Consider the following 15,757-nt stretch of genomic DNA (forward strand, 5'->3'; position numbering starts at 1 on the left):
CTGCTGCCCGAAGGTCTTATTCGGGCAGAGCGAAGGCGACAATATGATCGCCCTGGCGGGTGCCCAGATTGGAGGCGCCGCCAGCGGCAATGACCACATATTGCCGACCCTTCCACACATAACTCATCGGCGTCGCCTGACCACCGGCAGGCAGGCGACCTTTCCAGAGCTCCTGCCCGGTCGCGACATCAAAGGCGCGCAAATAGTCATCAGCCGCTGCACCGATGAAGACAAGACCGCCGGCGGTTATCATCGGGCCGCCGAGGGCCGGTGTGCCCAATTTCAGTCCCAGACCCCCAGGCGCCAGGTCTTCCGTTGTTCCCAGAACCTGCCGCCAGACAATTTCACCGCTGGCGAGATCAATCCCTGCCAGCACGCCCCAGGGTGGCGGGGAGCAGGGCAGCCCCAGCGGGGACAGCACCGGCGCCCGGGTCATCGCATAGGGTGCCCCTTCCATCGGTGCGAATTCGTCATCATCGCTGATTTCCCCAACCTGCTCACGTTCGGACTTGTCCGGATGCATCTGCATGTAGGAGGCGATATTGTTCATATTGACGACCAGCAGGTTGCGCTGCGGATCATAGGCGGCGCTGCCCCAGTTCGCGCCACCGCCGGTAAAGGGCAGGGACAGGGTACCGCCAGTCGTGGGCGGAGTGAACAGGCCTTCGGCGCGCAGGGCTTCCAGCCGGGATTTGCAGGCCAGTTTGTCCCAGAGTGTGATGCCGAAAGCATCTGCGGGATCCAGTTTGTTCGGGACCACTGGCGGGGTTGCGACCGGAAAGGGCTGGGTTGGAGACAGCAATTCGCCATCCACGCCGCCTTGCGGCACGGCACGCTCCTCGACCGGCAAGACCGGTTCACCTGTTTCCCGGTCGAGGACGAAAATCAGACCCGTCTTGGTAACCTGGGCCACCACGTCCCGTGCTGCGCCATTGCGCCAGACCTGATAAAGCCCTGGCTGAGCCGGTACATCATAGTCCCACACGTCATGGTGCACGGTCTGGAAATGCCAGACGACCTCTCCGGTATTGCCGTTCAGCGCGACAACGCTGTTGGCGTAGCGATTGTCGCCGGGCCGGTTGCCGCCGTAATAGTCGGGGCTGGGGCTGGAGGTTGGCAGGAAGACCAGTTCGCGTGCCTCATCGACGGCGATGGTTGACCAGACATTGGTGTGCCCGGTCGGGGTTTTGGTGGGACCGGCGAGGGGATTGAACGACCAGAGCGGTTCACCGGTCCGGATATCAAAGGCGAATACGGTGCCCTGGGGGGCATTGGTGCGGAGGTTGTCGCCAATGGCCGTCCCTGTCACCACAATGTCTCCCATGATGGCCGGGGCGGAGGTGATCTGAAACTCGCCGGGCCAGCGCAGTGCGATGGACGGTTTGATCCGGACGGTGCCACCCTCGCCAAATTCCTCGCACAGCGCGCCGGTTTTGGCATCCAGAGCAATCAGTCGGGCGTCGACGGTTCCGGTCAGGATCCGCGAAGAGCACAGGGATTCTTCCCCTTCTGCATCTTCCGTCCAGTAGGAGACACCGCGACAGGTATATTGATTGGCCGGTCGGACATCTGTCGGGACCTGTGGATCGTACCGCCATTTTTCTGCGCCCGTACCGGGGTCGATCGCGATGACCTGATTGAACTGCGTGCAGAATATCAGGGATCCCTCGACCAGTATCGGCGTGGTTTGCAGGGCGGCCCGGCGCAGGTCCCCTTCTGGGCGATCCGCCAGTGCGCCGCTGCGGTGTATCCAGGCAATTTCCAGCTGGCCGACATTGTCTGGCGTGATTGATCTGGCCGCAACGAAGCGATGACCGGCCCTGTCGCCGCCATATTGGGCCCATCGCTGGCCGAGCTTGCCGATATCTTTGCGGACAATTTCGGCCTGTCCATTAATTTTGAGCTTCTCTGCCGAACCAAAAAGCGTCCAGACGGCTGACCCGCCGGCGATGCTGATGACGCCCAGCAAAAGCAGGAGGAGCAGAAAGATGCGCCGCGGTCTGAATTTCATCCCACCGGGCTAGCACAGTTGTCAGATTTCTCCCAGCGGTCTGGATCCGGATTGTCAGATTTCACCTCATTTTCAGAGGGGTCAAAGGCCGATATCGAATTTAATTGATGAAAAATAACAAGAATTATTGTTCATATAAATAGCCTTTAACCTGAACAAAGGCTGTCGAGCCAGTTCAGTCCCTGCTCAAAACGGCACCCCTATAACAGCTCTGCAAGCTCGGGAAATGGTTTCGGGCAGTGTGAAAGGAAAGTGGATATGAACACGCTCAATAAAGCGCTCGTTGGAACCGCTGCTGCTGCTGCAATGGCTGTTTCTGCAACCCCGGCTCAGGCCCGGGACAAGGACAATGGTATCAGCGCTGGAGAAGTATTGGCCGGTGTTGCCGTAGTCGGTGCGATTGCTGCCATCGCCAGCTCGGGCAAGAAAGATCGGGGCTATCACGATGTTCGGTACGACCGCGGCTATTATGGTGATCGGGGCTATAACAACGGCTATCGGCACAATTACCGCCGGATCGGCAAGCGCAAGGCGATCAATCGCTGCATCCGCGCCGCCGAGAACCGGGCACCCACGCGTGGCCGGGCAACCGTAACGCGGGTCCGTGACGTTGACCGCACTCGCTATGGCTATCGGGTCAAGGGCCGTATCCTGGTCGAAAAAGGCCGCTATGGTCGCTATGTCGACAAGGGCCGGTTCACCTGCCGCATTGACGGCCGCCGGGTGACCAATGTGCGCTACAAAGGGCTGGATTATGCCCGGCGCTACTGATCACGCCCAGATGTAAAACTATGGTTCAGCCTGGTGACAGGCTGAACCTTCTATATATAGTGACATAATGGATTCTTGAGTACAGAATCTGGGGATACAGGGGTAAGTATATGCATATTTCCAAAACAGTTTCCGCTGTAGCCGCGTCTGCGGCTCTCGTCATTTCCGGCGCCACTCCGGCTGCCGCCGCACCGGTTAGTCCGGCCACCACCGCACCGGTGATGCCGATTGACATGGACAGTCTCGGCTGGTCGCCGGCGGCTGAAACCGCGGCTGGCTGGCGTGGATATCGCGGCTACAGAGGCTATCGGGGTTACAGAGGCTATCGCGGCTATCGCCGGCATCGCGGCCGGATTGACGGCGGCGATATTCTGGCCGGGATCCTCGTGATCGGCGGCATTGCTGCCATTGCGAGCGCGGCATCCAGGGACAAACGCGACGACCGCTATGAGGACCGCGACTATCGACGTGACGACCGGCGCTATGATGACCGGCGTTCGGATCGCCGCAGCAGCCGCGATCAGGACAGGGATCTGCGATCCATGGATATGGCAATCAACGTCTGCTCCAATGCCGCCGAACGCCAGGCCGGCCAGGAAGCAAGGGTCGAACAGATCCAGTCCGTCACACGAGATGGCAATGGCTGGCGCGTCGAAGGCAGCATTTCCAACAGCGGCGAAAGCACGTTTCTCTGCGGAACGACCAATGGGCGTGTGGATTTTGTCCAGCTGGGCTCGGGTGGCCTCGCGCTGGCCAACTAGAGGTTTCGCTAGACTGCTGTCCGGCCAAATTCCTGGCGCGTGACAGGGTGCGAAGCGCTTAACCCGCCATCAACGGCAATCGCCTGTCCATTGACATAGGATGACCGGTCGGAGGCCAGGAACAAGGCCACTTCCGCCATCTCGATCGGTCCGGCACCACGGCGCAGGGGATTGAGGTAACCGAGCCGGTCCTCCTTGCCCTTTTCGCGGGCTTTGTCGTAGATGAATTGCGTCATTCCGGTTTCGGTAATCCCGGGGCAGATGGCGTTACAGCGGACATTGGATGTCGCAAATTGCTGGGCGGCGACTTTCACCAGATTGATCACCCCGGCTTTTGAAGCCGAATAGGCGGGGCCGCCCGCGCCCGAGCGGATGCCGGCGACACTGGCGGTACAGATGATCGATCCGCCATGGCCGCTTTCGGCAATAACCTTGCCGGCATATTTGGCCGCCAGAAACGGTCCGATCAGGTTGACGCGCAGGACTTCCTGCCATTCCGCGACGCTGCTGTCGAAAATGCCTTCGAAGCCGCCGCCGATTCCCGCATTGGCGAAAAAGACATGGAGATCGCCAAAGCGCTGTTCCGCGGCCTCGACGAGCATTTCCACATCGCCTTCACTCCCGGCATCGGCCTTGATCGCAATAATATTGCCGTCCGATCCGCTGGCCGTCTCATCCACCGCATCGGTGACGTCGCTGGCGATGACTTTCGCGCCATGATCGGCAAAAAGCCGGGCGGCAGAACGGCCGATGCCGCTTCCCGCTCCGGTAATGATTGCCACCTTGTCCTGAAGATCCGCCATGTTCTGTTCCTCCCGCTCAGGCGCCAGCGCGCTTGGCTGCTTCCCAACCGGCCTGCGCCAGTGGCGTCACCCGGTCGGACATTTCCGCAGCAGCCGCGCTGTTGGCCGTACCATCCACAACGCGCTTCTGAATGCCCTGCAGAATAGCAGCAATCCGGAAGAGATTATAGGCAAGATACCAGTCCATCGGCGGCAGCTCGTCAATCCCGGCTTTCTCGCAATAGCGGGCTATCGCTTCTTCACGGGAGGGGATGCCCAGGGCAGCCAGATCGACGCCCTTCAATCCACTTCGGCCTTCCGGTTCCATTTCATAGGCCATCAGCCAATAGGCGAAATCCGCAATCGGATCGCCGAGTGTGGACAGTTCCCAGTCCAGCACCGCAATCACCCTGGGCGCGTCATTTTCGAAGATCATGTTGTCGAGACGATAGTCGCCGTGGACGATGCCGAAGCTTTTCTGTTCGGGAATGGTCTTGGTCAGCCATTCGATCAGCTGATCCATCTCGGGGATCTTTTGCAGTTCGGAGAGCCGGTATTGCTGGGTCCAGCGCGAAATCTGGCGCTCGCAATAATTGCCGGGCTTGCCGTGATTTTCCAGGCCGAGCTCGGCTGGATCATAGCTGTGCAGCAGCGCCAGCGTGTCGATCATTTCATGATAGATGGCCTTGCGCTCTTCCGGTTCCATGCCGGGCAGAGTGCCGTCCCACAGGGTCCGCCCGTCTGCCATGCCCATGATGTAGAACATCGTGCCGATGACATCATCATCGTCACACAGGCCATAGGGCTTTGCCACGGGAAATCCGGCCGGATGCAGTCCGGCAATGACCCGAAACTCGCGATCCACTGCGTGGGCCGAGGGCAGCAATTTGCCGAACGGTTTCTTGCGCAGGACATAGTCCGTGCCCGGTGTTTCAATCTTGTAGGTCGGGTTGGACTGGCCACCCTTGAACTTGGTGATGGTCATGGGGCCAGCAAAGTCCTCGACATTGGCCTCCATCCAGTTCTGCAAACTGGCTTCGTCGAGCTTGTCCTTTTCAGGCACAGCCATGGTGCCAACCATATCTTCTTGTGGGTTCATGGGAAGTTTCCTCTTCCTGGGTATTTAGTCAAAAACGATGACGGAACGGGCGGTTACACCCTTTTCCATGGCTTCGAAACCCTCGTTCACCTGTTCCAGCGAAATGCGGTCCGAAATCAGTTCATCGAGTTTCAGGACGCCTTTCATGTAGAAATCGACCAGCCGGGGAATGTCCACGGGGAAGCGGGTGTCCCCCATGATCGCACCTTGCAGGGTCTTGCCGGACAGCAGGTCCATCGCGCTGAGACCGACTTTCTCATCCAGCGGCATCATGCCGAGGATGGTGGCGGTGCCGCCACGGCGCAGGACATCGACGGTGAGCTGCGCAGATTGCGGGCGGCCAACGGCTTCCACTGCATGATCGACGCCGCCCTGGGTCATTTCGACAATTTCCCCGGCAGCGCCTTCGGTGCCGGCATCGACAACATCCGTTGCGCCCATGGCCATCGCCATTTCGCGCTTCTCCGGGATAGGATCGGCAGCAATGATCCGGCCCGCACCGGCAATCTTGGCCGCGTTGATGGTGGCCAGGCCAACCCCGCCGCAACCCACAACCGCCACGGATTCGCCAGGCGTGACATTGCACGAGTTGAATACGGTACCGGCGCCAGTGGTCACCGCGCAGCCGATCACCGCCGCCCGGTCGAGCGGCATCTCCGGATCGATCGCGACGCAGGCATTTTCGTGGATCAGCATCTGTTCGGCAAAGGCGGACAGATTGAGCATCTGGTTCACCACCGATCCGTCTTCTGCCGAAATCCGTGGCGCATCCTCTGCTCCGCGCCGGGTGTCCCCGCCAAGGCAGAGCGACAGGCGTCCGCTGACACAGAATTCGCAATGACCGCAATAGGCCGACAGACAGGTGATGACCGCATCGCCGACCTTGACGCTGCGGACCTCGTCACCCACCGCCTCGACGATTCCCGCGGCTTCGTGGCCGGGGATCGCGGGCAGGGGATGCGGGTAGCTGCCATTCATGAAATGCAAGTCGCTGTGACAGAGACCGCAGGCGGCCGTGCGGATCAGCACTTCGCGCGCCCTGGGCCTGTCGATGGAGACATTTTCAACCGTTAGCGGCTGGCCGGCTTCCCGGAGAATGGCAGCTTTCATGAATCCGCTCCTAGCGCGTGACGGCGAGGTCGCCGGACGAGAACTCTTCCTTCTTCATCTTGCTGCCCTCGGCGCTTTCGGCATATTTGCCATATTCGATCTTGGCGATGGTGCGGTTGTGCACCTCGTCCGGACCGTCGGCGAGACGCAGGGTCCGCTGGTGCGCATAGGCACTGGCCAGACCGAAGTCGTTCGAAACGCCGCCGCCGCCATGGGCCTGGATCGCATCATCAATGATTTTCAATGCCATCATTGGAGCCTGAACCTTGATCATGGCGATCTCGGCCTTGGCATATTTGTTGCCGACCTTGTCCATCATGTCCGCCGCTTTCAGGCAGAGCAGGCGGCTCATGTCGATATCGATCCGGGCGCGGGCGACGCGTTCTTCCCAGACACTATGCTCGGAAATGCGCTTGCCAAAAGCGATCCGCGATTGCAGGCGGCGCACCATTTTTTCCAGCGCTTCTTCTGCGACGCCGATGGTCCGCATGCAGTGATGGATCCGGCCGGGTCCCAGGCGGCCCTGCGCGATCTCAAAACCGCGACCTTCGCCGAGAATGATGTTGGAGGCCGGAACCCGAACGTCTTTCAGTTCGACCTCCATATGACCATGCGGTGCATCATCATATCCGAAGACCGGCAAGTGGCGGACGACATTCACGCCCGCCGCATCGGTCGGTACAAGGATCTGGGACTGCTGCGTATAGCGGCTGCCCTCGAAACTGGTTTTGCCCATCACGATCGCGATTTTGCAGCGTGGATCGCCGAGGCCGGAAGACCACCATTTGCGGCCATTGATGACATATTCATCGCCATCGCGCTCGATCTTGGTTTCGATATTGGTGGCATCGGAAGAGGCAACGGCCGGTTCCGTCATCAGGAAGGCGGAACGGATCTCGCCGTTCATCAGCGGGCGCAGATATTGCTCCTTCTGCTCCAGCGTACCGTAGCGGTGAAACACTTCCATATTGCCGGTATCCGGCGCTGAACAGTTGAACACTTCGGAGGAGAAGCCCACGCGGCCCATTTCCTCGGCACACAGGGCATATTCCAGATTGTTGAGGCCCGGTCCCTCAAATTCGAACACTTCGTCAATATGCGTCAGGTTCGGATTGGCAGGCGGCATGAACAGGTTCCAGATGCCGGCTTCCTTGGCCTTTTTCTTTTCTTCCTCGACCACCTGCAGAACTTTCCAGCGTTCGCCGGTTTCGTCTTCCTTCTGATAATCGGCAATGCGCGGACGGACATGATTCTCGATATGCTCGCGCACCCGGTTGCGCCAATATTCCTGCTTTTCCGTGAGATCGAAATCCATGCCATTGTCCTTTTCTTGAAGATATCAATTTTAACTATGCGATTAACTTATCAGACCCCTTTGGCCTTTGCCACAGGGAAACGTATCGCTTGCCGGAAAAATCTACTCCGCCGCGCGGGCGGACATCCGTTCCTCGTGATCCTTCTCTCCCAGCGGGAACAGCGTATAGGCCCAGGCACCAACCAGCGCGATGCCGGTGGCGAGGACCACGTAGAACAGCGCAAGATTGTCAACGATTTCCGGATCGACGGTTCCGCTCGCGGCGCCCTGTGGCAAGCCGACCAGCGCGATGATCAGTCCGGACAGCAAAATGCCCAGGCCGTTGACCACCTTCTGCATGAAGAACATGCCGGAGGAGAACAGGCCCTCGGTCCGATTTCCGGTATCATGCTCAAACTGATCCGAGACATCGGCAATCATTGACATGGTCAGGATCATCGCCGAAATGCCCGATGCCGTCGAACTGATCAGGAAGACGAACAGCATGGGCACCATGAGTGGGTCGCCGGGCTCGGGGAACACTCCCGCAAATCTCAGCCAGTAGGGCAAGGTGCCGAGCACCAGTGTGAAGAGCGCCAAAATTGCAGCGGCATGGGCCTTGCCGAGCTTTTTCGAAATCGGGGTGACCATGATGAACGCGACGGTAGCTGCAACAAACAGCAGGGCCGAATAGGTTTCAAAATTGTCCTGCGTAAACTCCCAGACATGGGTGAAGAGATAGATGGACAGTGCGAAAATCAGCCACTGGTTGGTGAAGGCGAATACGCCGGCAAACATCAGCAGCAGGAATGGGCGGTATCGAAAGGCCTGCAATATTTCGCCAAAACTCTCGGCAGATTGGGGATGTTCTGTGGCATTTCGATATTGTCCGACAATCCGCTTGTGGGTGCCGATTGCGGAAGACAAGGCTGCGATGATCATCACACCGGCCCCGAATATCGCATAAATACTGTATCCGGCCGGGTTGAGCTGCCCATCGGCATATTCTGCGGTCGGCGTCAGGAACTGCGAATAGGCGAGAAACATGACGAATATGCCGCCGCCCCAGCCGAACAGGAAGCGATAGCGCATGATCGCTGTCCGGTCGTGATAGTCACTGCTCAGTTCGGGGAGCAACGCAAGCGCCGGAACTTCATAGGCCGAAAATGCCATGCGGACGCCCATGGCGATGAAAAACAGATAGGCGAATGTTCCCCATTCGCTGAGCTCCGGAGGGTGCCAGAGCGCGATCCAGATCAGAGCGATGGGAATGACAGCGCCGTAGAGCCAGGGGTGTCGCCGACCAATCTTGGTCCGGGTGCGGTCGCTCATCTGCCCCACGGCCGGATCAATAAATGCATCGGCGATCAGCGCGAGCGCAATGGCCAGACTGACCAGATCAGCGCGCAGTCCGACAACCTGATTATAGTAGAACAGCAGGAAAGTGGCGAAGCCATTGTCCTTGATGCCATAGGCGACCGAACCGAAGCCGTAGGCCAGTTTGGATTTCAGCGGCAGCGTTTGCGAAGCCGCACTCATGCACGGATTCCCAGGGAAAGGGAGCAGGAGCGACAAGGCGCAAGCCAAATTGATTCGGGCCGCGCGCCCGATTTCCGGTCATTATTCTGCATCCCGTCCTGCTCCTGTTTTGCCCATTGCATAGGCGTCGCCGGAAAAGTTCGTCAATCAATTCCGATGGACCGTCTGACTGACGTTACGGAATCCTGAGCCGCTACTGGCCGGAAATTTTTCTGTCCGGAAATGCGAGGGGATCGTTGAACCTTGGGGCCGTCCTATGTTAATCCCCGTCTTAATCGATCAATTAAAGGAACACAATCATGTCCGATCTGGAGACCTTCCGCAAAGAGACCGCGGCGTGGCTCGAAGCCAATTGCCCGCCCGAGATGCGCCAGCCGATGGTGGATGAAAGCGATGCCTGCTGGGGCGGTCGCAATCCGACCTACAAGCCGGGGCAGAAGGAATGGATGGACATCATGGCCGAGAAGGGCTGGACAGTTCCGGACTGGCCAAAGGAATATGGCGGGGGCGGATTGTCGCGCGCGGAAACCAAGATCCTGCAGCAGGAAATGGCCCGGCTGAAATGCCGGTCGCCGCTGTCCAGCTTTGGCATCTGGATGCTCGGGCCCGCTCTGCTCCATTTCGGCACCGAAGAGCAAAAAAAGCACTTCCTGCCGCAGATTGCCCGCGGTGAAATCCGCTGGTGCCAGGGCTATTCCGAGCCGGGATCGGGTTCCGATCTGGCGTCCCTGCAGACCAGTGCGGTCGACCAGGGTGACCATTATATTGTCAATGGCCAGAAGATCTGGACCAGCTACGCCGACAAGGCCGACTGGATCTTCTGCCTGACACGGACCGACAAGAGCGAGAAGCACAAGGGCATCACCTTCCTGCTGTTTGACATGGCGAGCGAAGGCGTGACGACCAAGCCGATCAAGCTGATTTCCGGCGCGTCGCCATTCTGCGAGACATTCTTTGATGACGTGAAAGTCCCGAAATCCTATGGCGAGGGCGTCTCTTCCGTGGTGTTCGAAGAAAATCGCGGCTGGGACGTGGCCAAATATCTGCTCGGTCACGAACGCAGCATGATTTCCGGCGAAGGCTCCTCCGGGGGCGGCTCGCTCGGCGCGAAATTTGCGGATCAGGTCGGCCGTGATGACATGGGGCGCCTGGATGATCCCATGCTCCGGGCCCAGATGGCCGATATAGATATCGAGCTGCTTGCCTTCCGCGCCATGGCCGAGCGCTTTGGGGATACGTTCAAGGCAGGCCTGTGCCATCCGGCGCAGCCCAACATGATGAAATATGCCGGTACCGAGATCAACAAGCGGCGGCACGAGCTGATCATGTCGGCTGGTGGCAGTCAGGTCCTGGAATGGGAAAGCGAAGCGACCAATGGCGGCCTGACCGCGCGCAGCTGGCTCCGGACCAAGGCCAATAGTATTGAAGGCGGGACCAGCGAGGTGATGCTGAACGTGGTTTCCAAACAGATATTGCAGCTGCCGAACACATAGAAACATAATTCATTGTGCCCCCGCACAGGCGGGGGCCCATCTTCCGGACTGTGCATGATCAAGCCACAGGAGATGGGTTCCTGCCTTCGCAGGATCACGAAAAAGGAGGAACACATGCCCTTATACCTGAATGACGACCAGAAAATGCTGCAGGACAGCGCCGCCGACTTCATGAAAACCGAGGGCGGCGTCGCCCATTTCCGGGAATTTCGTGACAAGAACTGCAAGGATGGATTTTCCCATGCCTTGTGGAAGCAATTCGCCGAAATGGGCTTTACCGGCATCCTTGTCGATGAGGAGGAAGGCGGTCTCGGTCTCGGCCATGCCGAAGCCGGTGTAGTGCTGGAGGAGATCGGTCGCAATCTGACTCCGTCCCCGTTTCTGACCACTGCGGTGGCCGGCGTGGAAGCGCTCAACGCGGGCGGAAAGGCGCTGCGCGACAAATATTTTCCGGGCATCATCGCCGGTGAAACCGTCTTGTCGCTGGCGATTGACGAAGGGGCAAAACACCGCCCGGACCAGATCGCCATGGCTGCCACTCGGGAAGGAAACGGGTTCAAGCTGGACGGCAAAAAGCAGTTTGTCGTGCAGGGAGGGTCGGCTGATGCGCTGATCGTGGCAGCCCGAACCAGCGGCAGCGCGGGCGACGAGAAGGGACTGACCCTGTTTGCCGTGGATACGGATGCAAAAGGCCTGTCGCGCGACAATGTCCGGCTGGTCGACAGCGCGGTCGCGGCCCATGTCGAATTTGACGGCGTGGTTGTTGATGCGGATGCGGTCATCGGTGAAGTCGATGACGGCGATGTCGTCCTCAAACGGTTGCTTAATGCCGGTCGCACGGGTGCGGCTGCCGAAACTCTCGGCGTCGGGACGGGAGCGATGGACATCACTGTTGACTATATCAAGGGCCGCAAGCAGTTCGACACGACGATCGGCAGCTTCCAGGCGCTGCAGCATCGCGCCGCCCATCTCTACAGCGAGATGGAGATTGCCCGGGCCACGGTGCTCAAGGCCCAGCAGTTGCTCGATGAAGGGGCGAAGAGCGCCGAACTGATGGTGTCTGTTGCCAAGTCCAAGGTCGGCCGGGCGACGTCCCTTTCTGTCAAGGAAGGCGTGCAGATGCACGGTGGCGTTGGCATGACCGATGAATATGATATCGGCCTCTATATGAAACGCGACCGGGCGTTGCAGGAATTCCTGGGCGATGCGAATTATCACACCAATCTCGTCGCCGAGATGCACGGATATTAGGGGAAATCACAATGGATTTTAACAAACTCTTCTCGCTGGAAGGGCGGGTTGCTCTGGTTACCGGCGGACAGCGCGGGATCGGCAAGATGATCACCGAAGGCTTTCTCGCGCAAGGGGCGAAAGTCTATATTTCGGGTCGCAAGGCCGATCAGGGCGAAGCGGCGGCGGCCGAATTTGGCGAGAACTGCATCTATATTCAGGGCGACATTTCGACTGTTGAAGGTTGCAAGGCGCTGGCCGAAGCCATTGCGAGCCGGGAAGACAAACTCGACATTCTGGTGAACAATGCCGGCGTGGCCTGGGGTACGGAATATCTCGACTTTCCGGAATCCGGCTGGGACAAGGTGATGGACACCAATGTCAAAGGCCTGTTCTTCCTGACCCAGGCCCTGCACCCGCAGCTCAAGGCCGCGGCCAGTTTCGAGCAGCCCGCCAAGGTGATAAATATCGCTTCGATCGACGGCCTGAAAGTCAATCCGTGGGAAACCTACAGCTATCAGGCATCCAAGGCTGCGGTTATCCACCTGACACGGAAAATGGCTTCCAAGCTGGTTCAGGATGACATCATCATGACCGGTATCGCGCCCGGCGCCTTTGCTTCGACGATGAACAAGGCCGCACGCGATCATGGCGATGCCGTGGCGCCTGGCATCCCGGCGCGGCGGATCGGCAAACCGGAAGACATGGCCTCGGCCGCCGTTTATCTGGCGAGCTCGGCAGGGGACTATGTCATCGGCTCGACATTGCCTGTGGATGGCGGGGTCGTGAATGCGGCCAATCCGGGTGCATCGATCGACGCCTGAGCCGTTCCGGACTTGACCTGACAGCTCCAAACTGTATTATTCATGCAATACAGTTTGGAGAATAGTTATGAGAAAATCCTGTTTTGTCGCGCTCGCGGCTGCACCGCTTATGCTGACAGCCTGTTCGGCTTCGGATTCGAGCGATGGCGATACTGTTGAGGACAGCGAAAATTCCAGCAGCATTACGATTGGCGGGGAAGGGGATGACAGCAAGTTCTCGATCCGCGCAGAGGGCTTCTCTATGGATGTCGACATGCCGTCCCTGTCCATCGACAGCGAGGATTTCGACCTCAACAATGTGAACCTCTATCCCGGCAGCAAGGTGACCGGCATGAAGATCGAGGATGTCGACGGGAAAGGCGGTCAGGTCATCCTGGACTTTGTCGCTCCGGCCGGAACCGATGAACTGCTGCCATGGTTTGAAGAGAAAATGACGCAGGAGCAGTTCACGGTGGAAAAGGACGGCACGACGTTGTCGGGGACGACCGATGATGGCGACCCGTTCGAGCTCAGCCTGTCGGAAACATCTGCTGATGAAACCACCGGCCAGCTGAAATTTTCCGAGAAATAGGCGCGTTACAGGTTTTTACCCGGCCTGGGGCGACTGTTCAGTTGGCACCCATCATGATATGCTAGGCTCTCCTGACTTAAACAGGGGAGCCCCGTCATGAAAAACCGCAAATCACATATCCGCCATGCCTTGGCACTGGGCCTGATGGCCGTGCCGCTGTCATTGTCACCGCTGATGGCGACATCTGCCCACGCGCAAAGCACGGGCGTCAAGAGCCTGCTCGCTGATGCGTCGGACGGGGCGCTGGACAAACTGTCACAGCCGGGGGCCTTCTATGCCGACAAGGCCGTCCGTATCCTGCTTCCCGGTCCGCTGAAAAACGCGTCGAAGATCCTGCGCTTCACCAGCAAGGCCGGGCTGACCCGCGACATTACCCGCGATCTGAATGACGCCGCGGGCAAGGCGGCACTGGAAGCGAAGCCCGTTTTCCGTTCGGCCATCGACAATCTGACCCTCACCGAAGGCGTGGGCATTGTCACTGGCGGGAATAGCGGCGGGACAGACTATCTGCGCAAGACCGCCGGCGAAGAACTGGGCGTCAAGATTCGGCCGCTGGTTGAAAGGGCGCTGGAAGAAGTTGGTGCCTATGATCAGATGGCAAAACTCGGTGATGTTTCGGCGCTGGCCGCGCTCGGCGGCGCGGACTTTTCGCGCGATGGTCTGACTGACAGCGTGACCGATCAGGCGCTCGACGGGATCTTCAGCTATATTGCCAGTGAGGAAGCGAATTTCCGCAGCAATCCGCTCGACAAGGGCAAGGATTTGCTGAAGGGCATTTTTTGAGCATAGCTATAAATACCTGAAAAACTTACGATATGGTCAGGAGCGGAGTGCTTTGAGTTGCAAAATGTGCAACCAATTGTGCTCCGTTTTCAATTGCAACTTAACTGTTCGGGTACCATTTCACTTCTACAAGTGAAGCAGGAAAAGTGATGTTTGATCGGCGTTTTTGATAACAAGGAGAAAATCCATGAAAACGCTTTTCAATATTGTGGCAGCCCTGAGCATGAGCAGCATTATGCTGATTTCAACCGTTCAGATCTGACCTAAAAAGCATTCGGTCCCGGCACAGGCATCCTCCTCCCAAAGCGGTGCCGGGATTGCACCGAAGGTCCGGTTCTTTCAATATCCCCTCCCTAAAATGAGAGACCGGACCAACGGTTGCCCACCACAAAACCCAAGAAAATTGATCAGTCCGCCTTTTCCACAAGGTGCGCAGGACTTTTCCACAAGTAAGTTGAAGTGCTGTGGATAAGATGAGCATTTGCATTTGGCGCGACTCGCGATGGCGTGACACAAAGGTTTTGTCAGAAGGAAACGACACAAATTGGCGACCCGTCAGCAATGACCCGCCGAAGCGTGGAAAGACCGGAAGACAATCGAGACGAACAAATTGTTGTCCGCAAGGAAAATGAATTGATCTTTCGATTGATGGCCCGGGAGAAGTCGGGGAAGCGGAGGCGCAAGCCAAAGCGGAACAGATGGACCGGGGCGATCAGGTGACTGGACCAGTATCGGGTTTGAAACCGAAGGGCAGACGCGCAAGCGTCGGCGCGGAAAACCGAGAACCGCTAACGATACTGGCCCGGAAACCGGACGCCAGAAAGCGGAAGCTGAAATCGCGAGAGGACAGCATCCCGAACCAGGCGCAGTGGGAGCCGAAAGCCGGATTTGTCTGGTAATCGGCTCCCATTTTTTTTGCGTGAAGCCTGCGCGCTCGACTTGCTCGATAAATTTTCGGGAAACAATGTGGTCGGGTGATCCTGATCACAGCCCCGTTGCATCGGACATGCCAATAGAGTTTTGCGATGCTGCTAATATCGCAGCAAGTTGCGGGGGGCAGCAGCATCGCACCATCCGGATCCGAGTTGTGTATCCCGGATGATCCCCTTCAAGGCCCATCGGGGCGGCACGCAGGCAAGCGACCCGACTGCGTACCGTTCCGGTGGGCTTTCCCCTTTTTCCGATCATCCAAAGACCCTCTGTACGGCCAGAAAAAAGCTTTTCTTACAGGATTTTACACCGAAACCACGCTATTATGTAAACGCATGTAAATAAGCGTGACCTTGATCACACTCTGTTCACTTTTTTCGGATATACATGGTTTAAGACATCGTAAGCATTAGCATACTTTGTCCTATCGTAATGAGGAGCCCGATGGTTAGCGACCCGCCCATCGGGCTTTTCTCGTTTTGAAGCTTCCGCAAATTTTTCTGCCGTTTTTTTTGATCAAGGTGATCTGCATCACCCGGACGTCATGACGCCATTGCTA

13 protein-coding genes are annotated in these 15,757 nt (G+C 58.2%); 7 read left to right on the forward strand and 6 right to left on the reverse strand.

Translation table 11 applies throughout. From position 1 onward, the window contains the following. Nucleotides 1-16 precede the first annotated feature (16 nt). Nucleotides 17-2,011 (reverse strand): pyrroloquinoline quinone-dependent dehydrogenase, encoded by a 1,995-nt coding sequence (locus BUQ90_RS08405; protein WP_074204556.1) that lies wholly within the window; start codon nucleotides 2,009-2,011, stop codon nucleotides 17-19. Nucleotides 2,012-2,269: 258 nt separating this feature from the next. On the opposite strand from BUQ90_RS08405, the gene BUQ90_RS08410 reads away from it, so the two are divergent. Both BUQ90_RS08410 and BUQ90_RS08415 read left to right on the forward strand, forming a co-directional pair. Further along, on the forward strand, nucleotides 2,270-2,782 hold the full coding sequence (locus BUQ90_RS08410; RefSeq protein ID WP_074204557.1) for a hypothetical protein: 513 nt from the start codon (nucleotides 2,270-2,272) through the stop codon (nucleotides 2,780-2,782). Nucleotides 2,783-2,892: 110 nt separating this feature from the next. Further along, nucleotides 2,893-3,543 carry a hypothetical protein gene (locus tag BUQ90_RS08415; protein ID WP_074204558.1) on the forward strand — a complete coding sequence of 217 codons (651 nt, stop codon included), beginning with the start codon at nucleotides 2,893-2,895 and terminating at the stop codon, nucleotides 3,541-3,543. An 8-nt stretch (nucleotides 3,544-3,551) separates the two neighbouring features. Here BUQ90_RS08415 and BUQ90_RS08420 read toward each other — a convergent pair whose 3' ends face one another. The 5 genes from BUQ90_RS08420 to BUQ90_RS08440 form a co-directional block, all read right to left on the reverse strand. Continuing rightward, nucleotides 3,552-4,346, reverse strand: coding sequence for an SDR family NAD(P)-dependent oxidoreductase (locus BUQ90_RS08420; RefSeq protein ID WP_074204559.1), 795 nt, complete (start codon nucleotides 4,344-4,346; stop codon nucleotides 3,552-3,554). 16 nt (nucleotides 4,347-4,362) lie between these two features. Continuing rightward, the gene (locus BUQ90_RS08425) at nucleotides 4,363-5,424 is read right to left on the reverse strand and encodes a phosphotransferase family protein (protein ID WP_074204560.1); all 1,062 of its coding nucleotides are present in this window, start codon (nucleotides 5,422-5,424) and stop codon (nucleotides 4,363-4,365) included. Between the two features lie 24 nt (nucleotides 5,425-5,448). Next, the gene (locus tag BUQ90_RS08430; RefSeq protein ID WP_074204561.1) at nucleotides 5,449-6,534 is read right to left on the reverse strand and encodes a Zn-dependent alcohol dehydrogenase; all 1,086 of its coding nucleotides are present in this window, start codon (nucleotides 6,532-6,534) and stop codon (nucleotides 5,449-5,451) included. A 10-nt stretch (nucleotides 6,535-6,544) separates the two neighbouring features. Then, complete coding sequence (locus BUQ90_RS08435; RefSeq protein WP_074204562.1) at nucleotides 6,545-7,849, reverse strand: acyl-CoA dehydrogenase family protein; 1,305 nt, start codon at nucleotides 7,847-7,849, stop codon at nucleotides 6,545-6,547. Nucleotides 7,850-7,951: 102 nt separating this feature from the next. Further along, a complete protein-coding gene (locus BUQ90_RS08440) occupies nucleotides 7,952-9,367 on the reverse strand; it encodes an MFS transporter (RefSeq protein ID WP_074204563.1) in 1,416 nt (471 codons plus the stop codon). Between the two features lie 299 nt (nucleotides 9,368-9,666). Here BUQ90_RS08440 and BUQ90_RS08445 point away from each other — a divergent pair, with 299 nt between their 5' ends. The 5 genes from BUQ90_RS08445 (at nucleotide 9,667) to BUQ90_RS08465 (ending at nucleotide 14,268) form a co-directional block, all read left to right on the forward strand. Then, complete coding sequence (locus BUQ90_RS08445; RefSeq protein ID WP_074204564.1) at nucleotides 9,667-10,860, forward strand: acyl-CoA dehydrogenase family protein; 1,194 nt, start codon at nucleotides 9,667-9,669, stop codon at nucleotides 10,858-10,860. Between the two features lie 114 nt (nucleotides 10,861-10,974). Further along, nucleotides 10,975-12,111 (forward strand): acyl-CoA dehydrogenase family protein, encoded by a 1,137-nt coding sequence (locus tag BUQ90_RS08450; RefSeq protein WP_074204565.1) that lies wholly within the window; start codon nucleotides 10,975-10,977, stop codon nucleotides 12,109-12,111. An 11-nt stretch (nucleotides 12,112-12,122) separates the two neighbouring features. Then, nucleotides 12,123-12,914, forward strand: coding sequence for an SDR family oxidoreductase (locus BUQ90_RS08455; protein ID WP_074204566.1), 792 nt, complete (start codon nucleotides 12,123-12,125; stop codon nucleotides 12,912-12,914). A 67-nt stretch (nucleotides 12,915-12,981) separates the two neighbouring features. Beyond that, nucleotides 12,982-13,485: a hypothetical protein gene (locus tag BUQ90_RS08460; RefSeq protein WP_074204567.1), complete on the forward strand. Its 504-nt coding sequence runs from the start codon at nucleotides 12,982-12,984 to the stop codon at nucleotides 13,483-13,485. A 96-nt stretch (nucleotides 13,486-13,581) separates the two neighbouring features. Then, nucleotides 13,582-14,268 carry a DUF4197 domain-containing protein gene (locus tag BUQ90_RS08465; protein WP_239447373.1) on the forward strand — a complete coding sequence of 229 codons (687 nt, stop codon included), beginning with the start codon at nucleotides 13,582-13,584 and terminating at the stop codon, nucleotides 14,266-14,268. Nucleotides 14,269-15,757: the final 1,489 nt, after the last annotated feature.

The organism is Parasphingorhabdus marina DSM 22363, assembly GCF_900128895.1.
In the GTDB taxonomy this organism is placed as follows: Bacteria; Pseudomonadota; Alphaproteobacteria; order Sphingomonadales; family Sphingomonadaceae; genus Parasphingorhabdus; species Parasphingorhabdus marina.